Annotated in this window: 15 protein-coding genes and 1 pseudogene; 13 read left to right on the top strand and 3 right to left on the bottom strand. The window is 58.1% G+C overall.

Annotated features, from left to right (window positions below; genetic code table 11):
- Positions 1-97 precede the first annotated feature (97 nt).
- The 11 genes and pseudogenes from AB7C87_RS18315 to AB7C87_RS18265 all read left to right on the top strand — a co-directional run bounded on the left by AB7C87_RS18315 (position 98) and on the right by AB7C87_RS18265 (position 15,193).
- Complete coding sequence (locus AB7C87_RS18315) at positions 98-1,471, top strand: nicotinate phosphoribosyltransferase (RefSeq protein ID WP_369730947.1); 1,374 nt, start codon at positions 98-100, stop codon at positions 1,469-1,471.
- 309 nt (positions 1,472-1,780) lie between these two features.
- Complete coding sequence (locus AB7C87_RS18310) at positions 1,781-4,402, top strand: cation-translocating P-type ATPase (RefSeq protein ID WP_369730946.1); 2,622 nt, start codon at positions 1,781-1,783, stop codon at positions 4,400-4,402.
- A pseudogene (locus tag AB7C87_RS18305) lies at positions 4,398-4,622 on the top strand (IS5/IS1182 family transposase); the annotation flags it as partial. The gene AB7C87_RS18310 and the pseudogene AB7C87_RS18305, both read left to right, overlap by 5 nt.
- Before the next feature lie 906 nt (positions 4,623-5,528).
- Positions 5,529-6,329: an IclR family transcriptional regulator gene (locus AB7C87_RS18300; protein WP_369730945.1), complete on the top strand. Its 801-nt coding sequence runs from the start codon at positions 5,529-5,531 to the stop codon at positions 6,327-6,329.
- 649 nt (positions 6,330-6,978) lie between these two features.
- Complete coding sequence (locus AB7C87_RS18295) at positions 6,979-8,100, top strand: ABC transporter ATP-binding protein (protein ID WP_369730944.1); 1,122 nt, start codon at positions 6,979-6,981, stop codon at positions 8,098-8,100.
- Between the two features lie 115 nt (positions 8,101-8,215).
- A complete protein-coding gene (locus AB7C87_RS18290) occupies positions 8,216-9,427 on the top strand; it encodes an ABC transporter substrate-binding protein (protein ID WP_369730943.1) in 1,212 nt (403 codons plus the stop codon).
- 380 nt (positions 9,428-9,807) lie between these two features.
- A complete protein-coding gene (locus tag AB7C87_RS18285) occupies positions 9,808-10,764 on the top strand; it encodes an ABC transporter permease (RefSeq protein ID WP_369730942.1) in 957 nt (318 codons plus the stop codon).
- A gap of 98 nt (positions 10,765-10,862) precedes the next feature.
- Positions 10,863-11,603, top strand: a complete 741-nt coding sequence (locus AB7C87_RS18280) for an ABC transporter permease (RefSeq protein ID WP_369730941.1) — start codon at positions 10,863-10,865, stop codon at positions 11,601-11,603.
- A 189-nt stretch (positions 11,604-11,792) separates the two neighbouring features.
- Positions 11,793-12,968, top strand: a complete 1,176-nt coding sequence (locus tag AB7C87_RS18275) for a M20 family metallopeptidase (protein WP_369730940.1) — start codon at positions 11,793-11,795, stop codon at positions 12,966-12,968.
- A 228-nt stretch (positions 12,969-13,196) separates the two neighbouring features.
- Positions 13,197-14,357, top strand: a complete 1,161-nt coding sequence (locus AB7C87_RS18270) for a M20 family metallopeptidase (protein ID WP_369730939.1) — start codon at positions 13,197-13,199, stop codon at positions 14,355-14,357.
- 77 nt (positions 14,358-14,434) lie between these two features.
- Positions 14,435-15,193, top strand: a complete 759-nt coding sequence (locus AB7C87_RS18265) for an SDR family NAD(P)-dependent oxidoreductase (RefSeq protein WP_369730938.1) — start codon at positions 14,435-14,437, stop codon at positions 15,191-15,193.
- A gap of 142 nt (positions 15,194-15,335) precedes the next feature.
- Here the strand turns inward: AB7C87_RS18265 and AB7C87_RS18260 are convergent, their stop codons facing one another.
- Both AB7C87_RS18260 and AB7C87_RS18255 read right to left on the bottom strand, forming a co-directional pair.
- Entirely contained in the window at positions 15,336-16,169 is an 834-nt protein-coding gene (locus tag AB7C87_RS18260) for a polysaccharide deacetylase family protein (protein ID WP_369730937.1), read from the bottom strand.
- A 713-nt stretch (positions 16,170-16,882) separates the two neighbouring features.
- Entirely contained in the window at positions 16,883-17,323 is a 441-nt protein-coding gene (locus tag AB7C87_RS18255) for a thioredoxin family protein (RefSeq protein ID WP_369730936.1), read from the bottom strand.
- Positions 17,324-17,483: 160 nt separating this feature from the next.
- Between AB7C87_RS18255 and AB7C87_RS18250 the strand changes: the two genes are divergently transcribed.
- Entirely contained in the window at positions 17,484-19,529 is a 2,046-nt protein-coding gene (locus AB7C87_RS18250; RefSeq protein ID WP_369730935.1) for a heavy metal translocating P-type ATPase, read from the top strand.
- Between the two features lie 135 nt (positions 19,530-19,664).
- Here the strand turns inward: AB7C87_RS18250 and AB7C87_RS18245 are convergent, their stop codons facing one another.
- On the bottom strand, positions 19,665-20,030 hold the full coding sequence (locus AB7C87_RS18245; protein ID WP_369730934.1) for a thioredoxin family protein: 366 nt from the start codon (positions 20,028-20,030) through the stop codon (positions 19,665-19,667).
- A gap of 287 nt (positions 20,031-20,317) precedes the next feature.
- Here AB7C87_RS18245 and AB7C87_RS18240 point away from each other — a divergent pair, with 287 nt between their 5' ends.
- On the top strand, positions 20,318-20,671 hold the full coding sequence (locus tag AB7C87_RS18240; protein WP_369730933.1) for a DsrE family protein: 354 nt from the start codon (positions 20,318-20,320) through the stop codon (positions 20,669-20,671).
- Positions 20,672-20,965: the final 294 nt, after the last annotated feature.

Raw genomic sequence — 20,965 nt, 5'->3', positions numbered from 1 at the left:
TTGTTACTACCGAGGATGACACGCCCTCGAGGACGGTCGCGATCGCCCGCTGATCACGCTTTATTACGCTCGTCGTAGTCGACCATCGTGGATAACTATGAATCAGTCGACGTCCGGCTACATCGAGCCCAGCGATCTCTCCCTGTTTACCGATCGATACGAACTCGCCATGATGGAAGGGTATTACGAGTCGGGCCACGATCCGCTGGCCACCTTTTCGGTGTATTTTCGGCACCTTCCGCCGGATCGTGGCTACGCGATCGCCGCCGGACTCGAGCAGGTCATCGACTACGTGGAAACGATCGAGTTCGGCGAGTCGGCGATCGAATTCCTCACCGATCAGGGGTTCGACGAGGACTTTCTGTCGTATCTGGCCTCGTTCGAATTCACCGGCGAGATGCGTGCACTTCCCGAGGGAACGCCGGTTTTCCCGAATGAACCCTTACTCGAGATAACCGCCCCGATTCTCGAGGCACAGCTGTTCGAGACGTTCGTGCTCAATCAGGTCGGCTTCCAGACGCTGGTCGCGACGAAGGCGGCGCGGATGGCCGACGTAATCCGCAGACGGGGCGACGAACAGGCGCTCATCGATTTTGGTTCCCGGCGTGCTCACGGCACTGATGCGGGACTCAAGGCCGCGCGGGCGGCGTACGTCGGCGGGTTCGACGGTACCTCGAACGTGCTCGCCGGCGAGCGATTCGGAGTGTCGACGTACGGGACGATGGCGCACTCGTGGGTGCAAAGTTTCGACACTGAACGCGAGGCGTTCGCCTCGTTCGCCGACGTCTACGGCGACGACGCGATTTACCTCGTCGACACCTACGACACGGTTCGCGGCGCCGAACGTGCGGTCACCGTCACCGACGAGCGCGATGTCCGGCTGGGCGGCGTCCGGCTGGACTCCGGCGATCTGATCGACCTCTCGAAAGACGTATCCGAGATCGTCGGCGACGCTGGCATCGTCGTTTCTTCGGGCGTCGACGAGCACTTCCTCCGAACGTTCTTCGATGGCGGTGGTGTCGCGACGGCGTTCGGCCCGGGAACGGCGCTAACTACCAGCAAGGACGCACCCGACAGTGGCGTCGTCTACAAATTGACCGCGATCGAGGGCGATGGAGAGCTATCTGCGAGTATGAAGCTTTCGCCCGGAAAGGTAATCTATCCCTGCGAAAAAGAGATCTACCGCGTCGAACGCGACGGCTCGTATCGATACGACGTCCTCGCACAACGGGACGAGATGCTCGAGGGGGCGGGCGAACCGCAACTCACGACTATTTACGAAGACGGATCGTGCGTCTACACGCCACCGGACCTTGGGTCCGTCCGGGAACGGACGCGACGAGAACTCGAAACGCTCCCTCCGAGACACCGGCGTGTGCGAGATCCCGAGGTCTACGACGTCCATATCAGCGACGGACTCGAGACCGCTACACGAGAAACCGAGCGCACGATTCGGGACCGCGAACTGTGAAAATGCACGACTACGGTCGGTTCTCAGACAGCGGTATTCCGTAGCATCGAACAGCGGTATTCTGTACCGGACTCGTGGGTGCCGCCGAATCCACGATTCTCGAGTCGAAACGCGTTTCGAACGTTTTCGCAAATATGTTCTGATCAGAAAGCGGCCGTGTTCAGAGTAGTCGATTTGGAGCCGATCGGGGATGTCTGATTCGTTGCGTTCACGCGGGGAGCGGTCATCGTTCGTCTTCGGATCTGACAGGCACCACCGCGAGCGAACGGGTCGGGTTTTTTCGATCTGGTAGTCGTGGATCGTCGGTATATGGAACGGACGTCCGTCGACTCGCGTTCCATCCGTCGCGTCTCCGGTCTCAGTACGCCGGAAGTGAACGAACGACGCCGGCGCGACGGACAGAACGTGTTGCCATCCCAACGGCCGCCATCGCCGTGGCGCGTGTTCGCCGAACAGTTCGTTCACTTCTTCGCGATCATGCTCTGGGCTGCGAGTGGCCTGGCCATAATCGCCGGAATGACCGAACTCGGGATCGCCATCACTCTCGTCGTCGTCATCAACGGTGTCTTCGCGTTCGTACAGGAACATCGTGCCGAACGCGCGGCGGAACAGCTTCGAGAGCTCCTTCCAAAACGAGTCACCGTCCGGCGCGACGGGACGACGCGTGAAATCGACGCGACGGAGCTGGTCATCGGCGACGTTGTCTTGATCGGTCCCGGGGATCGGATTTCTGCGGATCTCGAGATTGCGGATTCACACGGTCTGCGACTCGACATCTCGTTACTCACCGGAGAAAGCGCGCCAGAATCGATCGAGGCGGGCGAGACAGTGTACGCGGGAACATTCGTCGTCGAAGGCCAAGCCACAGGGATCGTTCGAGCGATCGGATCCGAGACGAGACTCGGCGAGATCGCATCGTTGACGCGTGCGAGAGAGCGACCGGAGACACCATTACACCACGAGATCAATCGCCTTGTCAGGGTTATCGCGACCGTCGCCGTCGCCGTCGGCGGCATCTTTTTTGCCGTGAGCGTTGCCCTCGGGACCGACCCCAGCGTCGGCATTCTCTTCGCGATCGGCGTTACGGTCGCACTCGTCCCCGAAGGGCTCCTTCCGAGCGTAACGATGTCGCTCGCCGTCGGAGCGAAGCGCCTCGCGACGGAGAATGCGCTCGTTCGACGCCTCGAGTCGGTCGAAACGCTCGGCTCGACGACATTCATCTGCACGGACAAGACCGGGACGCTCACGCAAAACCGGATGGCCGTCGTCGAGGCGTGGACGCCGACGGGGCGCGCCCGTATCGAGGGCGATGGCTACGAACCGAGGGCGCAGATCGAAGCCGACGACGATACGCTGTCCGTGCTTCGGGAAATGGGTTCCGTCGCCGCAAGGTGTTCGACCGGCGATATCGAACGACGAAACGGCGAGTGGATCGCACACGGCGATCCGATGGAGGCCGCGCTCGTCACGTTCGCTCGCCGTCTGAATGTCGATGTACAAGAACGGACGCGGGCCAATCCGGAGGTCCGGCGGTTTCCGTTCGACCCGCGACGGCGACGGACGTCCGTCCTCACCAAGGATCGACTGCTGGTCATGGGTGCACCAGAAGCGATCCTCGAGAGAGCGGACTACAGTGACGTCGACACGAGTGTAGGCTACGGTAGAGGTGATGTTAGCACGGCAGTCTCGGAGATGGCAGAACGCGGATTGCGCGTCCTCGCGGTCGCGACGCGGCCCGAAAACGAGGTATTTCCGGACGCCGACATCGAGTCGATCGAATCGGATCTCGAGTTGCTCGGCCTGGTCGGTCTCGAGGACCCACCGCGGCCGGGCGTAGCCGAAGCCGTCTCCGCGAGCAAAGACGCGTCGGTCCGAACGGCGATGATTACGGGTGATCACCCGACGACGGCGCGGTCGATAGCCGAGCAGATCGGACTGCTCGGTGAAGAGGGACTCGTGGTCGAGGGCGACGACCTCCCCGAAGACGATCAGGTCCTTGGGGCGCTCCTGGATCGCGACGGGATCGTGGTGAGTCGGGTCAGCCCCGAAGACAAACTCCGAATCGCCCGCGCGCTCCAAGACCGCGGTCACGTTGTGGCAATGACGGGAGATGGCGTCAACGACGGTCCGGCACTTCAGGAAGCAGACGTTGGCGTCGCGATGGGGCGTTCGGGGACGGACGTCGCACGTGAGGCAGCGGATCTCGTCTTACTCGACGACGATTTCGGGACGATCGTCACTGCGATCAAGCAGGGGCGGGCAACGTTCTACAACATCAAGCGCTTTCTTACGTATCTCCTCACCGACAATGTCGCCCAGCTAACGCCGTTCGTCGTCTGGGCGCTGGCGGCCGGACAGTTCCCGCTCGCACTCGGCATTCTCCAGATCCTTGCCCTCGACATCGGTACCGACCTGCTCCCGGCGCTCGCCCTCGGCTCGGAACCGCCCTCTGAAGACGTCCTCCAGCAGCCACTTGAGGCGGAGCACCTCATCGACGAGACGGTCCTCGGTCGCGCCTTCGGGGTTCTCGGTCCGGCTGAAGCCACGGTCGAGATGACCGCGTTCGTCGTCGCACTCGCCGCCTTCGGCTGGGTACCGGGCGGTCCGTTTCCCGAGCACTCTGAACTGCTCGCCGCATCGGGTGCGGCATTTACCGCCGTCGTCGTCGGTCAGATGGCGAACGCCTTCGCCTGTCGAAGCACGACCCGATGGCCGGGCGATCTGGGATGGACGTCCAACCGCCTTTTGGTTGTCGCGGTCGTCGTCGAACTGCTCGCATTGCTCGCGTTCCTCTTCATCGGACCGATTGCGCGGGTGTTGGGACACGCACCACCGCCACTCGAGGGGATGTTCATTGCCCTCCTCGCGGCTCCAGCCGTGCTGGTGGTCGACGCGATACACAAACGCCTGCGTACAATGGGAAGCAGTTAGACCGGTCATCAAGCATCGTGAGTTCTACTCGCTCGATGCCGCACACAATGCTTGGGTTGATGATGCAACCTACCATCGACAGTCTGTCACAGAATCGATATTTTTCGCACTGCGCAAACGTTTCGGTTCGATACTTAAGACAAGAATGTGGTTTGGACAGTTCCGAGAACTCGTGCTTAAGGCCGCCGTCAGAAACATCGAACAATCGCTCAGGACCTAACTCAGATGATTTCGACCGTCTAAACAAGACTAAGGCCGTGTGATCACTGTGTAACTTGTGGCAGTTGTCACTATAACCGTTGTGAACGTACGGTACATTTATTCAGAAAACAGCGAAAGCACCTCTACGATCGTTTTCCGACGGTAGCATCAGTACTGACTCGATTATTTCTTCGAGAACGTTGAAAATCACGACGTCGTTGGGACCGTATTTCCCCTGACTGTGCCCACATCGAGCGACTGCACTGTACTTTGGCAACGAGAACTCCTATTTCAGCCCATTTGATACGTGATTAAAACACTGGAACAAGTGTATGTGAAAAGTAAATATCGAGAATATACTTGTTCAGTATATTTTCAGCCGTATTCGTACAACCGACACTAACAATTGATTTCAAGCCTCGTGGCCCATCTACACTCGACTCACACAGTGAAAATACCGACTCACGGTTGGGTTTTTAAATTTGTATTAAATCACAGTATATGTAGTAAAAGTGTTATTTTATACCACAATACAATTCATCAATGCGAAACAGTCGACTCCGTCTACGCCGTCGCAGTATTACAGAAGTACCAGTGTAATGTTATCCAGTTCTATCCTTCTAGCGTCGATCCCAAACACCACGGTTAACATCCTCGACGCCGGCACAACGATAAGGCGTTCTCACTCTCGTGGGTGTAATACTATAGAGAGAGTCGTTTCAACGGTTACGATATTGACGTTTCAAACCGAAACTGGTGATCCCGACTGCGGGGGTTTTCTGATTCGCCCACCGGAAAACGCGTACAACGGTACAGGGCGCCGAGTCGACGTGGATCTCGAGGTAGTGTATATGTGTGTAAAACACACTCGCGAATCACTTTGATAATAGCAAATCTTATGTGGTGTCCATCGGTGATATTCGTCATGAACAAGGACCGTGATGGGGGGCCACGAACCATACAATCTGTGGATAGAGCCTGTACGATTCTAGAGGAGATACGACAAGCAAACAGAGTGACGTTGACAGAGCTCGAGGAGACAATCGATCTCTCATTAGGGACGCTTCAGACGTATATGAACACGCTCTGTGCGAACGGATTAGTGATTAAGGAGGGTCGCACGTATCGACTCGCACATCAGTTTCTCACCTACGGCGAACACGTGCGAAATAACTTGCCGCTGTACCGTGCTGGGAGGGAGGTCGCCGACACGATTGCACACGAGACGGGGAAGAACGCCCACCTCATCACACACCATGACGGTCAGGAAGTAACCGTCTATCAGTCGTTTGGAGAAGGATCAGTGGGATCGGACATCTACATTTGGCACCAGGCGAAACTCGTCTGGCAACTTCACTGGTCTGCATCTGGAAAGGCGATCCTTGCCCATCTCCCCCCGGAGGACGTAACGGCAGTCGTAGCGGAGCACGGTCTCGAGCGACGAACCCCGAATACGATCACGGACGAACAGGAGCTGTACGAAGAATTAGAACGGATTCGCGAACAGGGATACGCACTCAACGACGAGGAAGAAATATCGGGCCTTCGGGCTGTGGCGGCAACGATACACGATCCAAATCACGATCTGATTGGTTCAGTCAGCATCTCCGGACCTATTTCACAGATGCCCGACGGGGAGTTCTACGATACGTATCCGGATTACGTGAGGGAAAAAGCGAACATCATCGAGATCGAGTTACAGACCGTCGATGTCCACTCGATGTAACTCTTGTTCCGACGAGTCTCAGGACAAAAGACCACACTGTCGTGAGAGGGCTCCCAACGGCCATCTCAGCGGTCGTTTTCACCGTACTCTTTGACAATCTCGCAGTTCGATCCAATGCCGAATCGTTCTCGGTACTCCGTCCCTGTCGAACTCCGAATTCCTCGCGTACAATCTATTTTAGGAGTGGGTACTCGATTATACTTCGATCTTCTTCCGACTCTGGTCGTAGATTTAATCACCTTTCGTGCCCGTAGTTACGGGACTATCAAAATTCGTGTTGTGAAGCAAAATACCGGGGGCATCGGCCCTCTCAGTGGCTCTTCCAGTTTCTAACGGTACCCATACTGTGCTAGTTGGGAACCAGAACCACTCGAGTTCCCAAACCGTTCGTCGTCAATTCCATCTCGATTACCGATTGAGCGTTAGTCGAGTTCCGCTCTATTCGACCGAGACACAGCAATACACCGAAAAAAAGTCCGTCGTATAGACAACCATAATTTGTGTGCCATTACCAACCGCGTCAATTCAGGGCGTGGTTATCGACAACAGACAGTTTGATAATTCACATCACCGGACGATGGGCATCGACCGGAGGCCAAAGCAGATGTCGCAGTAACTATTTATACGTGGATTGGAATTGGGTCTACACATGGCCACGACTCGAGCAGACGAGCACTCGTCGCTACCGGTCGAAAAAGTTCGTATCGACGGAGTGATAAAACGTTTTGCGGACGTCGTCGCGGTTAATGACGTCTCGTTTTCGATCGAGGAACAGGAGTTTCTGACGCTTTTGGGTCCAAGCGGTGCGGGGAAAAGTACGTTACTCGAGTTGATTGCAGGGTTTATTCAACCGAGTGACGGAGAGATATACATCGACGACGAGCCCATTTCCACGAAGGCTCCATACGAACGGAGCATCGGGATGGTCTTTCAGGGGATGGCGCTTTTCCCGCATATGACCGTCCACGAAAACATCGCCTTCCCGCTGAAGATGCGACGGTTCGACCCGAATATCATCGACAGTCGCGTCGAAGAGATGTTGGACTTGGTAGAGCTTCCCGGTTATCAGGACCGAAAGCCGAACGAACTGTCTGGTGGTCAACGACAACGAATCGCTATCGCGCGGGCACTCGCGTTCGAGCCGGAGCTACTCCTTCTCGACGAGCCGCTCAGTTCACTGGACAAAAAGCTCCGAGACACGATGCGCGAAGAGCTGTTGCGAATCCACGAGGAAACCGACGTCACGACGATACACGTAACCCACAATCAGGAAGAAGCGTTGACGATGGCGGATCGAATCGCCGTGGTAAACGAGGGACATATCGAACAGCTCTCGACCACACAGGAGCTATATTCCCAACCGCAAACTCCCTTCATTGCGAATTTCGTCGGCGACTCGAACATGCTCGACGGAACGGTCACTGGAGTCGACGGAGACGTAGCGACAGTGAATATCGGAACGAACGAGTTTTCGACCGAGTGTCTCAGTACGGACAGCGTGACAGCAGATTCGATCGTCGACGTGGCCATCCGCTACGAAGACGTTTGCGTCTCACGATCAACGTTAGACGTCGACAACGTCTACAGTGGAACGGTCAGCCAGACGATTTTCCGTGGTGATCAGGTCCTATACGCGGTCGAATTCGACGACGGGAGTGACCAAATTATTCGGTCGACGAGTGCGTACAATCGCGGTGCGCAAATGATCGACCGCGGTGATGAGGTACTGGTTGGATGGAACCGATCCGACGTGATGGCCTTTGAGCGCTGAGGTTGCATCTGAATCACTCACGTTCTTCGTTCGTCGACACATTCTCCAGCTAGTAATTATATCACATTCATGGAAAAGGTTTTATACCGCCATCGTATCCGTTCGGGTAGATCCCATGTCACAAGGTGACAACGATGTTCGAAGCGAGAGCACGGTATCCAACTCGATCTACAACCACTCCCGGCGACGGTTTCTCACAATCAGCTCGACGGCTGGACTGCTATCGATTGCCGGATGTCTGGGCGGTGACGAGGATGATGAAACTAGTACAGAGGTCGACCCGGATAGCGAACCAGAAAAGCCAGACTCGATCACGATGCGCGCGTGGGGTGGGAACTGGCAGGAATCGATCGAAAACTCCATCGCAGAAACCTTCACCGAGGAGACCGGTATCGAGGTGAGATACGACAACACCAACTTCCAGGTGATTCAAAACCAGGTGATGGAGGCCATCGACCAGGATCGAGAACCACCGGTCAACGTGGTCTGGACCCAGAGCCTAATGGGATTTAGCGCGTTTCAGCAGGGGTACACTCAGAACCTCAATCCGGATCTCATTCCCGCCTACGAGAATATGATCGGACCCCAGATTCCGGACGAACACATACCCGACAACGACCACATCCCGTACGTCGCGATGTACGGATACACGTACCCGATCAACTACAACTCGGACCAACTCGAGCAGAACGATCAGGAACTCCCAGAATCGTGGAGTGACTGGTGGGATTCCCAATACGAAAACTCGATCGGTCTCTACGAGAACGCAACCGGACTCTTTCGACCGTTAGCTCACGTCGCCGACGTGGACCTGCGACCGGACATGGACCAGGACGAGATGGAACCGATGTGGGAGATGCTCGAGGAGTTGAGTCCGAACGTCGGGCTCGTCGGATCGGATCCGCCGCTTACGACCGGGCTGACCGACGGTGAGATCTCACTCACACACTTCTTGCCGAACAATATCGCCAATCAGAAAGACGAGGGCGAACCCGTCGACTGGTACCTTCCACCGGAGGGGTCCACCTACCAGACGGACGGATTCTACGTTCCTGGTGGCCAAAACGAGTCCGAAGCCTACTGGTCGCAGGTATTCATGAACTATGCGATGAGAGACGACGTCCAACAGGAGTGGTTTCGGCAACTCCAATCACCGATGCTCAACCAGAACACATCGGTTCCCGAAGAGATTTCGTGGATGGCTGACGATTCAGCGTTCCCAACGACACAAGAGCAGATCGAGGATCTCTGGCATATCGACCCGATGACCTACGCAAGACATCGACAGTACATGGTCAGCCGATTCAACGAGATTATTGGAACGTAAGCTCCGTAGTTCGGTTTGCCTATAGTAGCCACTGCAGGTCTTGGACACCTGATCGCCAGACCGATCGGCGATCAGTGTGTGAATCGTTTCAGTTGTTACTGTAGTGATACACTGTGGAGAACGTACGTCTGCTCGATAAACAGGGCCCAGGAGACGACGAGCGTCGCTGACGATCAAGCGTCGAGTCGGGCGTTGACGGGCAAGTACCGAACGGGGCCGTTTGGCGGCGTTGCAAACTCGTTTGATCCCACCCGGCAGTGCGGTTCTCTGTAAATCGCGCCCGACCTTCTCCCAAAGTAGCGCTCGAGACGTCGACCCACGTGTCTGATTTCGGATAGATGGCTAGCTTTATGATGAATTAGCGGAAGAGTTGGGTTAACATGGCCCGATTAGAGGCTACTGATACCAGCGGCTATACGAGACGCATCGAGGACGGGGTGATTGCGCTCAAGTCCAAGTTGCCGACCGGATTGTACCGATCACCACCGAACTGGGTAGGATACCTGTTTTTGCTTCCCAGCGTTCTGTTGATCGGCTTTCTCGCGGCCGGATTGGTGCTTTTGTTCCGAGACAGCTTCCTGTTCTACGATTCAGTTCAGGGGTTGACCAGCCAGTTTACCACCGAAAACTGGACGGACTTCGCGACATCATCGTACTTGAACGTACTCGTTCGTACGCTCGGTCTCGGCGCGATTATCACCGTACTCACCGTGACGTTATCGTTTCCCTACGCCTACCTCACGATTCGCGTCGAATCGGCGACCGTTCGAAAGATACTGCTCATCAGCGTTTTCACTCCGTTTTTTACGGGGCTGGTTATCCGAGCGTACGGCTGGCTGGTGATTCTCGGTGAGAACGGTCTCGTCAACAGCGTGCTGACGAGCATCGGACTCGACTCGATTCGGTTTCTTGGGACGGTTCCAGCGGTCATCATCGGTGCTCTCCAGATCATGATCCCGTACGCCGTTCTCATGCTCGCACCCGCGATCGAATCCATCGATAGAGAGATGGAGCTGGCGGCCCAGAACCTGGGTGCGAATACGTTCGACATGTTTCGCCACGTCGTGATTCCGCTCGCGATGCCCGGAATCGCTGGTGCGACGATCGTCGTCTTTACCATCTCCACGACGCTGTACGCCGTTCCCGAGATACTCGGCTTAGGCCGGGTCAACTTCATCGCCAACGCGATTTATTCGACGATTTTCCTCGTCGGTAATCGGCCGCTCGCCGCGGTAATGAGTCTCGCGCTGGTGGCGTGTACGTCGATTCTCGTACTGCTCATCTTCTCGAAGATCGGTATCGGAACGCTCAACGTGAACTCAGGTGGTGACCGATGAGCGGACGATCGCTTTCCACGATGGATCGAATACACCGGGCTTCTCGTGTATTACCGACGAAACACCCGTTCCTCTGGTTTATCACCGCGGTGAATCTGGTGATCTTGCTGATCCCGACCGCTGTGATCTTCGTCGCGTCGTTCGAGGGAGGGTCGACCGTCTCGTTTCCGCCGGATTCGCTCTCTCTGTACTGGTACTCCCAGATTCCGTACCAGACGGAGTTCATCGACGCCTTCGTGAGAAGTATTCAGGTCGCGACGATCAGCACGCTGGTCGGTATTCCCGTGGGGACACTCGCCTCCTACGGGATGATAAAGTACGACATCAGGTGGCGAAATCCACTGCAGATCTATCTTTTGCTCCCCTTCATGATCCCGCTGGTCGTGTCGGGTATTATCTTCACCACTATCTTCGGTCAGTTGCAGATCTACGGTGATACGTGGACCATCGGATTAGCACTGACGATCATCAACTTGCCGTTTATGCTATGGAGCGTAAACTCGCGAGTGAACGCCATCGACAAGGAGACCGAGAATGCCGCGAAAAATCTGGGTGCCGAAGAGCTACAAACCTTCGTGTACGTCACGTTCCCCAAGCTGTTACCCGGCATCATCACTGGAGCGCTCATTATGTTCACCCTCGGCTTGAACGAGTTCGTCGTGAGCCTCCTGATCACGACACGGGACACGGTAACGCTCCCGGTCATGCTGTACACCGCCATCAGGAGCGATATTTCGCCGCTCATCGCGGCTATCGCGAGTATCTACATCCTCATCGCCATCGTCGCCGTATTGGCTGTGGATAAGGTCGCCAGTCTCGAGGATTTCCTCAAATCCTGACGCCGGTTTTACTCTCTTTCCTGTCTCGAGTACGCTACTGTAGGCTCGAGTCCGATCGACCCACCTTACTCCGACACAACGACACCCGCTTCGAGAGTACGGCGTTCGTAGAATCCTGTTGGTCACCGAATCTGAGTACTCCCACATTGGGAAACGTTTAATTTGTCACGTCGTCTTTGAAGATATTGCATGTCTCAGCAGAGAGAGCCGAGTTCGGCAGAGGAGATTCCCGATCTGCTCGCCGACCTCGTTTCGATCAAATCGGAGAACCCCCCCGGAGACGAACGACCCGCCGCGGAGTTCATCGTCGACTGGTTCGAGGACAATGATATCGACGCGAAACTGGTGTACGAACCGTACGAGGACCGTCCTCAGGTCGTCGCTGAAGTTGGCTCTGGAGATCCAACGCTGGTTCTCAACGGCCACACCGACGTGTATCCCGCCGGCGATACGAGCCGGTGGGAACACCCACCGTACGCAGCCGAGATCGAGGACGGGAAACTCTACGGACGAGGCAGCGCGGATATGAAACTCGGTGTCACCCTCGCAATGTTGACCGCGAGGGACCTCAAACCCGAGATCGAATCCGGGGAGCTCGCGGGGTCGATACTCTTTCAGGCGCCCGTTGGACAGGAAACTGGCGATCCTGGGACGATGGGTCTCATCGACGAAGGCTACGTCGGCGACTACGCCGTTGTTCTCGAGCCAACGCGGATGCGCACCGTCACATCCCACAAAGGTCTCTCGTGGTACGATATCACGGTCAAAGGTGAACCGGGCCACTCCGCCCGCCCTGATTCCGGTCGAAACGCGATCGAAGAGGCTCACCCACTGTTGACGCGTCTGCTCGAGTACGACGAGGAGCTTCGGACTCAGACGAACGAACTCGTCGGACCGGCATACGCGAACTTGACGCAGATCGAGGGTGGGTTGACCGGAAACATGATCCCGGAGGAGGTGACCGTTCGCCTCGAACGGCGATTTTTCCCGACCGAGACCCGAGAAGAGATAGACGAAGAGGTGGACGCCATCCTCGAAGAAGTCGAACGGGAACACGATCTAGCCCTCGAGTGGGAACGCGTCAGTTCCTACGAGTCGACGGACGCGGCGGACGATTCCTACCCGGCCGAAGTGTTTCGCAAACACTCCGCATCCGCCGCGGACGTTCCAACCGAGCCAGCGGGGCGGCCCTGGGCCGCCGACACACGATGGTTCGTCAATCACACTGACGTCCCAGCTATCACCTGGGGACCAGGAGACAGCGTCCAGTGCGGTCGATACGACGAGCACATCGAGATCGACGAGGCGACAGTCGCCCTCGGCGTCCTGCAGGATGCGACGCGCGAGATACTGTCGGACGAGTGATCCCCAACTTCGGGAGTCGATAGGTGCGACAGGATCTTTCGAGAGCCTCGGCCGCTCCTGATAAGGGGAAATGCCACGCTGGTAAGGCGTCGAGAGAACGATCGCCCGCCCGCATCGTCACAATGTTTATCATAGCCTGTCACGATCTACACTGTGTATGAGAACGTTCGATTGGGAGCAAGCCACCAGTATCGACCGTCGTCGAACGGGGACATGCGGAGGACGTTCATGACGAACGAGACCAGAGACCGGATAACCGAACTGCTCACGAGTCTCGTCTCGATCGAGACGGAAAACCCGCCGGGAAACGAGCGTGAAGCCGCCGAGTTCATCGACGACTGGTTTCGCGAGGAAGGGATAGAGTCGGTGCTCGTCGACGAACCGAACGCAGCAAGACCACAGGTGGCCGCCCGGGTCGGCGAGGGGGATCCGACGGTGGTCCTCAACGGACACATCGACGTCGTCCCCGCGGGTGACGGCGATCAGTGGTCGAACCCACCCTACGAGCCGACGATCGAAGACGACGTACTCTACGGCCGCGGCAGCGCGGACATGAAAGCTGGGGTCGCTGTCGCGATGCTCGCAACCGTCGACATCGCAACGGCGGTCGATGCTGGCGAGTTCGAAGGCACAGTCGTCTTTCACGCCGCGATGGGTGAAGAGACCGCGGAACCGGGGACGAAGACGCTCCTCGAAGCGGAATACACGGGAGACTACGGTATCGTTCTCGAGCCGACCTCGCTACGAACGGCAACCAGCGAAAAAGGGCTGGCATGGTACGAGATTACGGTCGCGGGTGACCCTTCCCACGCCAGTCGGCCGGACCACGGCACGAACGCGATTTCAAATGCTCGGCCGGTACTCGAAGCCCTCGAGACGTACGACGCCGAGGTTCGAACGCGTGAGGACGATCTTCTCGGCTGTTCGTACGCGACGGTAACCGAATTCGAAGCCGGAACGAAAGAGAACGTCGTTCCCGAATCGGCGACGATCACGGTTGATCGTCGCTTTCTTCCGTCCGAAACCGCTGAGCAAATCGATTCCGAAATTGACGAGATCCTCGCGACCGTCGAAGTGGATCACGGTATCGAAACGACGTGGCGACGGACGCGAACCTACGAGTCCGCGGAGATACCGGTCGACAGTCGGCTGGCCGAAGTGGTTCGCGACCACTCGGCGGCGGTCGCGGACGTTCCAGCACAACCGTGGGGGATCCAGGCCTCGACCGACGTCCGAAACCTCGTCAACGACGCCGGGATGGAAGCGATCACGTGGGGGCCCGGCGAACTCGATCAAGCACACACGTACGACGAGTGTATCGAACTTTCTGAAGTGGTGAGGGGGTACGAGGTGCTGTATCGCGTACTTGAAGACCTCTTCGAGTCCTGACCGAGACAGACCGATCGGTGCACGATCCGAGTGAAACGGGACACAAGGATTATGACTCGGTACCCGTCTCTTTCTGTATGGGTCAACGATTAGCCGATCAGACGGCACTGGTTACTGGCGCGGCCTCCGGTATGGGCCGTGCGATCGCGACGCGCTTTGCAGCCGAGGGGGCGGCGGTGACGGTTGCGGACGTTCGAGAGACACCACGGCAAGGAGGAGGGCCGACACACGACCTCATTCGGTCGGAGGGCGGCGACGCCTGCTTCGTCGAAACCGACGTCAGCGACCCCGACGCGATCACCGACGCTGTCTCCGAGACAGTCGATCGGTTTGGATCGCTCGACGTCATGGTGAACAACGCGGGAATCTGGGGCGATCAGAGTCCGATAACCGAGGTCAGCGAGGAATCCTACGACGCCGTTATCGACGTCAACGTCGGCGGAGTCTACTTCGGATGTCAGGCCGCGATCCGCGTGATGAACGACCAGCCGTCCGGCGGCTGCGTAATCAACATGTCGTCGATCGCCGGTCTGAGCGCCTACGAAAATGCCTCGGCGTACTGTGCCTCCAAGGCTGCAGTTGCGAACCTGACGCGCGAACTCGCCGCCGAACAGGGACCGAACGGGATCCGCGTCAACGCAATCAGTCCTGGCGTCATCGAGACCGCACAACTCGTCGTCGACGAAGATGCCGCTGGCGAGTTCGAAGACGAAATCCCGCTTCGAAGGGAGGGGAAACCGGACGAAGTTGCGTCTGCTGCTCTGTTTCTCGCGAGTGACGCGGGTTCGTACGTCAACGGCCACAACCTCGTCGTCGACGGCGGGTTCACCAGTTGACTGACGGTCGAATAGCGCAATTCGAATCGCAATCAACTGATACGGATTCCTGTACCAATTTGCCGGTGCCCGGGTTGCGATTGCGCCGGAACTGAGTTACAGTAAACCGTATGAAGCCCTCGAGCGAGGATCGATACCGGGGTTACGATCGGATATCCGTCGCGATCGAATCCAGCGTCCGAAACGTTACGTCGGGTTTCGACGCCATGTGGTCGATGAGTTCCGCGAGATACGCAGGACGCGGGGCAACCCCGGTTATCTGTGGGTGCATCGTGAGCGTGAAGATGCCGCCGTCGACGTGTTCGTGCATCCAGTCAAACTGCGCACGCCACGCGTCGAAAAACGCCTGTTCGTCCGGTCGTGGGCCTTGCGAGGAGGCGCCCATAACGAACTGCAACGCCGGCCAGTCGTCGCGATACCACGAAACCGGGAACTCGAGAACGTCCGTTCGCTCCCCCGGATCGTAGGGTTCGTCCGGATTAGCACTCCAGTTCTCGCGGAGGTGGTATGGCTCGAACTCGCGGCCCATCAAGCTCGAGGACCACTCGAATCCAAGGTCCTGGAGAAGTTCGAGCGTGTGTAGCGAGAAGTCCCAGTACGGAGAGCGGTAACCGGACGGCGTCTCCCCGGTGAGCGACTCGAGGGACGCGATAGATCGTTTCAGGTCCGCACGTTCGTCCGCTTTCGACTCGTACTCCGAGGGGTTCGTGTGTGACCACCCGTGTGATTGAACGTCGTGGCCGTCCGTGAGAACGGCTTCAACCGCGTCCGGAAAGCTATCGGCGGTGTGGCCGGGAACGAACCACGTCGACGGGACGTCAGCCTCGTCGAGCACGTCGAGAATTCGTCGTGAACCGACCTCTGCACCGAAAACGCCTCGAGAGTGTTTCGTTGGACTGTCGTGGGCTTTGAACGTGTGCAGCCATGTCGAGACTGCATCGAAGTCGAAGCATAGTGCTACCGTCGACTGTGTCATCTGTATGCACACCGTATGGCGAATACATCTTAAAGGTATCTCTCTCGGTGAGAATCGTGTTTAGGTAGGACCGGGGGCGAGTCGGAGTGATCTGTCGATGAGTATCGAGGAAAGGGATAGTGATTCAGCAGGTGTCGCGACTGGGTCGGACGCGACGTCGTAGAGTGAGCGGAGCCACCACAGCGATTACGAGGCTGGATGGTCGATCCATCAGAGGGAAGTGACGACTTCTAATCCAAAGATCTCTACTGATATGTTGTCGAACGATATCGAGAAGTTGTCTAACGCTGGATGGTGAAGGCTGATGTACAGCCAGTTAGTGGTTCGCATCCAAACCACTCGAGTTCGGCGACCGGCGGTTCGAATCCTCGTGAAACGGTCTCGTCCACCTGGTGTCGATCCCGAAACCGAAACGAGGAGCACACCGTTTCTGACGGGGTGTTTCCCGACTTTCGTTCTTCGTATCTACTAGCGATTGCACTCGAGCGGTCAAGGGGTCGATCTCGGTTCATCCACCGTGCAAACCGGGACTGTGATATAATATCGAAATGGAGATAAATTGGGATAGGTGTATGAATTCTATTAATTCTATCTCAATACTCTTGGAACTGACAAAAATCACAACGGCTGAACGATTGACACACCATCAAAATTACGGTAATGGAGAAGACGCCAACGATCCGTTTGCCGATTGGGAGGCGGACGATCTCTGCTTACTCGAGGTCGTCGTGTCGATCGATCAGCTGTTCGAGTTGGCCCTTGCTCTGTGCACCAACCGTCCGCTCGACCGGTTCGCCACCGGCATAGAGGATCAGCGTCGGCACACCCTGTGCACCCAGTTGTTGGGCCAGTCGCTGGTGACGGTCGACGTCGACCTTCGCGACCGCCGCCTCGCTCTCTTCGGCTAGGGTCTCGATCGTCGGCTCGAGCATCTGACACGGACCACACCAGTCGGCATAGCAGTCGACGAGGACGACGTCGTACTCCTCGATGACCTCCTCGAGATGGGCGTGGCCCTCGATCGAGATCGGTTCGGATGGTGTCGTTTCGGTGGTCACCTCACCCAGTGCGTCCTCGTTGTCGAGGCGTTGCTGAAGATCTCGCTTTTTTCGTTCGCGAATCCGTTCCCGTTCATCCTCGAGTGAGTCACTCATCTAGTCCCCGTACGGACTCGACACGGATAAATTGTGCGGAACATACAATACTGACGGTTGGACGGGTATCGATCCTGCTGTTATCGTCGGGTACAACCAGCCGTTCCCACGCTGATACAATTTCGTGAACGCTTATCCAAGATGCGTTCAAATGTCCCGTATGGAGGCGCAATCGAGTCCGGCGTCAGCCACCATCGATGAGCCAACGGCGCTAGTGGAGCGTTTGGAGATCAAGCGCCAGGGGCTCTTCGTCGTTCTCACGTTTCTCGGAATGGCTGGTGGACTCCTGGGCAGTTGGAGTGGTGCGCCATCGTGGTTCGTCTGGGGCTGTTACGGGGCCGCCTACGTCTTCGGCGGCTGGGACGGATTCAAAGCGAGCGTCGAAGCGCTGCGAGTACCCGAAGTGGAGATCGACCTCCTGATGATCGTCGCCGCACTCGGTGCGCTCTACATCGGCGCGCCGTTCGAGGGGGCGATGTTGCTGTTCCTGTTCTCGCTGTCTGGAGTCCTCGAGGAGTACGCCATCGGCCGTTCGCGGACCGCGATCGAGTCGCTCGTCGAGATGCGACCGGAGTCGGCCCAGATTCTCCGGGACGGGACGGAAGTAACGACCGACGTCGACGAGGTCGAGGTCGGCGACGTGTTCGTCGTTCGCCCCGGTGATCGACTGCCGCTCGACGGTGTCGTGGAGGCCGGCGAGAGCACGGTCGATCAGTCGTCGCTCACCGGCGAGTCGGTCCCCGTATCGAAGGAACCGGGAGACGAGGTGTACAGCGGGACGATCAACGAGACGGGCAGTCTCGAGATACGGGTCACTCGAGCGGCCACGGAGTCGGCGATCTCCCGACTCATCGCCATGGTCGAGCGGGCCCAGGAGAAGCGAGCGCCGACCCAACAACTCATCGATCGGTTCGAACAGCCCTACGTTCTCGGCGTCTTCGCGATGACCGTGATCGCGATCGTGGTCCCACTCACGGTCCTGAATCACACGTTCGAGCCGACGTTCTACCGGGCGATGACGCTCATGGTTGCCGCGTCGCCGTGTGCGGTCATCATCTCGACACCGGCGGCCGTTCTCTCGGCGATCTCCGCCGGCGGTCGACAGGGTGTCCTGTTCAAAGGCGGTGAGCACATCGAGACGGCGGGGAACGTCGATGCGATCGCGTTCGACAAGACCGGAACGCTGACCGAGGGGAACACTCGACTCACTGACGTGACCGCCCGCGAGAACGCGTTTACCGTCACCGATGGCGGTTCCCTCGAGAGCGACCTGTTCGACGGGTCGGCCGAAGACGGAACGCTGACCGACGATCAACTGCTGGCGCTCGCCGCGGCCGTCCAGTCCCGATCGGAACACCACCTCGCCGAGGCGACCGTCGAAGCCGCCGAAGACCGCTCGCTCGAGATTCCCGCCGCGACCGAGTTCGAGGCAGTCGTCGGAAAGGGCGTCAATGCGACTGTCGGCGGGCAGACGATCCACATCGGCAATCCGAGATACGTCAAAACCGTCTTAGACGGACGGCCGGTCGACGGCAAAGCGGCTGGACTCGAGGTCGTCCGTGACCTCGAGGCCCACGGGAAGACGAGCGTCCTCGTCGTTAGCGAATCCGCTGACGGCGCTTCCGTCGACGACCCGCTCTCCGTTCTCGGCTGGCTCGCGTTCACCGACACGATTCGGCCCGACGCGGCCGAGATGATCGAGAAACTCCGCGAGCGCGGCGTCGAACAGCTCGTCATGCTCACCGGGGACAACGAACGGGTCGCCCGGTATATCGCCGAGGAACTTGGGATTGACGAGGTATACGCGGAGTTGCTTCCCGAGGAAAAAGTCGCCCACGTAGAGGCGCTCCAAGAGCGCCACGAGGCCGTCGCGATGGTCGGCGATGGAGTCAACGACGCACCCGCGCTCGCGACGGCCGATATCAGCGTCGGCATGGGCGGCGCCGGGACCGACGTTGCCCTCGAGACGGCCGATATCGTCCTCATGTCGGACAAACTCGATCGACTGCCGTACGCGTTCGCACTCAGCAAGGAGACGCGACGAACCCTGTACATCAACTTCGCCATCGCGTTCGGAGCGATCGCGATCATGGTGATCGCGATTCTCACCGCCGGGATTCCGCTCCCGGTCGCCGTCATCGGCCACGAGGGATCGACCGTCCTCGTCAGTCTGATCGGCCTACGTCTGCTCCGTTTCGACGGCTGACGACGCGACCGCCCGGACAAACTCGAGGATCTGTCACGGTACCGATTCGGTTCGCGCGAGCGACTGCTCGAGATGCTTGCTCTCGAATTCGACGTCGTTCCCGATCTGGGGGATCCGAAGCCAGTCTCTTATGCATCACGTGTGTGTCTCGAGTAGTTCCACGAGCGTCTCGGCGGGCTGAAATCCGTCGTCCAGCCGATCGACCTCCTCGCCGTCTTTCACCACGACGAGGGTGGGGACGCGCCGAACGTCGAACTCCTCGGCGAGGTCGAGCGCGTGACCGGCATTGAGTATCCCAACTGTGCCTGGGGCGCTCCGTGCGACCGATCCGAGCACCGGCTCCATCGACGCACAGATCCCACACCCGTCGGTGACGAACTCGAGTAATACGAGGTCACACGTCTCGAGGAGGGCCGTTGCATCGGCTGTGTCCTCGAGTCGAACCGGCGTCTGCGATGCGTTCGTCTCGGTCTCCATAGGTTCGTCCACGTCGTCGGTCATTGGTATTCCTTCGTGCCGAACGCATTTTAGTATTGTGGTGGAAACACAATTTGAACTTCGAGATGCCGTCTCTCAGCTGTGTCTCTCCTGGCCTGTCACTCGAGGGTGCCGTTGCGAGCTAAGAGATGGCGGTGTACAGTTTCACCCCCTACGAACGGACCGAAATCGGGAATATCGTGGTTCAGGCGGAGTAGAGATCTCGCTTCGCAACCGGGCGTTCTCCGCCGATTCCACTCTCACAGTTGAGCAGTCGAGCGTTTTATGGTGTTGTAGGAACACCACAATATATGAGTGATTATTCCCAGCGGTCAAAGATTGACAGTATCGGAATCGTCCTCGAGACGGCGGATCCAGAACGTGCCTGGAACGCGTTCCGGTTCGGGATCACGGCCCTCGAGGATGGCCACGAGGTGTCGGTGTTTCTCCTCGGGGAGGGCGTCGAAGCCGAGGAGATCACCGACGACGAGTTCGACGTACGCGACCGAATGGCGGCGTTCGTCGACGCTGGTGGTGATCTCGAGGCGTGTGGGACCTGTCTCGAACTCCGCAACAGCGAGGAGAGCGAATTCTGTCCGATGTCGACGATGACGGATCTCCTCGAGGTCGTGACGTCGTCCGATCGAGTGCTGACCGTCGGCTGATCGAGTGACGCCCCCTCGCGATCACTCGTCGCGTCTCGGTTGCTCGCGTCGCCGTTCGGACTCTTCGCCTGAGGAGGTTGGCGCCGCACCTGTGTTCCTCGAGTACCGAATCTTCGGCGTCCACAGAGCGACCGGCGGCTCTGTCCACGAGCTATCCTCCGACGACGAGCAGTTGGAACGGGAGCCAACTGATCAGCCACATCACGGTCCGTTCCACACGGCATCGGTCTTCGTGTAGCCGCCCCAGGGGCCCGTTATTCGAGTGTGCCGGGGGATCCGGAGCGTCACCAGTTG

The organism is Natrarchaeobius versutus (assembly GCF_041205745.1).
Classification (GTDB): Archaea; Halobacteriota; Halobacteria; order Halobacteriales; family Natrialbaceae; genus Natrarchaeobius; species Natrarchaeobius versutus.
Note: the sequence above shows the minus strand (reverse complement) of the source record. Positions and strands in the feature narration are given on the sequence as shown.

Bases quoted from the DNA above. Each gene is read 5' to 3' on its own strand.
- AB7C87_RS18290 (WP_369730943.1), top strand. From the start codon at position 8,216: ATGTCACAAGGTGACAACGATGTTCGAAGCGAGAGCACGGTATCCAAC.
- AB7C87_RS18295 (WP_369730944.1), top strand. From the start codon at position 6,979: ATGGCCACGACTCGAGCAGACGAGCACTCGTCGCTACCGGTCGAAAAA.
- AB7C87_RS18275 (WP_369730940.1), top strand. From the start codon at position 11,793: ATGTCTCAGCAGAGAGAGCCGAGTTCGGCAGAGGAGATTCCCGATCTG.
- AB7C87_RS18265 (WP_369730938.1), top strand. From the start codon at position 14,435: ATGGGTCAACGATTAGCCGATCAGACGGCACTGGTTACTGGCGCGGCC.
- AB7C87_RS18245 (WP_369730934.1), bottom strand. From the start codon at position 20,030: ATGACCGACGACGTGGACGAACCTATGGAGACCGAGACGAACGCATCG.
- AB7C87_RS18300 (WP_369730945.1), top strand. From the start codon at position 5,529: ATGAACAAGGACCGTGATGGGGGGCCACGAACCATACAATCTGTGGAT.
- AB7C87_RS18285 (WP_369730942.1), top strand. From the start codon at position 9,808: ATGGCCCGATTAGAGGCTACTGATACCAGCGGCTATACGAGACGCATC.
- AB7C87_RS18255 (WP_369730936.1), bottom strand. From the start codon at position 17,323: ATGAGTGACTCACTCGAGGATGAACGGGAACGGATTCGCGAACGAAAA.
- AB7C87_RS18260 (WP_369730937.1), bottom strand. From the start codon at position 16,169: ATGACACAGTCGACGGTAGCACTATGCTTCGACTTCGATGCAGTCTCG.
- AB7C87_RS18310 (WP_369730946.1), top strand. From the start codon at position 1,781: ATGGAACGGACGTCCGTCGACTCGCGTTCCATCCGTCGCGTCTCCGGT.
- AB7C87_RS18240 (WP_369730933.1), top strand. From the start codon at position 20,318: ATGAGTGATTATTCCCAGCGGTCAAAGATTGACAGTATCGGAATCGTC.
- AB7C87_RS18315 (WP_369730947.1), top strand. From the start codon at position 98: ATGAATCAGTCGACGTCCGGCTACATCGAGCCCAGCGATCTCTCCCTG.
- AB7C87_RS18270 (WP_369730939.1), top strand. From the start codon at position 13,197: ATGACGAACGAGACCAGAGACCGGATAACCGAACTGCTCACGAGTCTC.
- AB7C87_RS18250 (WP_369730935.1), top strand. From the start codon at position 17,484: ATGGAGGCGCAATCGAGTCCGGCGTCAGCCACCATCGATGAGCCAACG.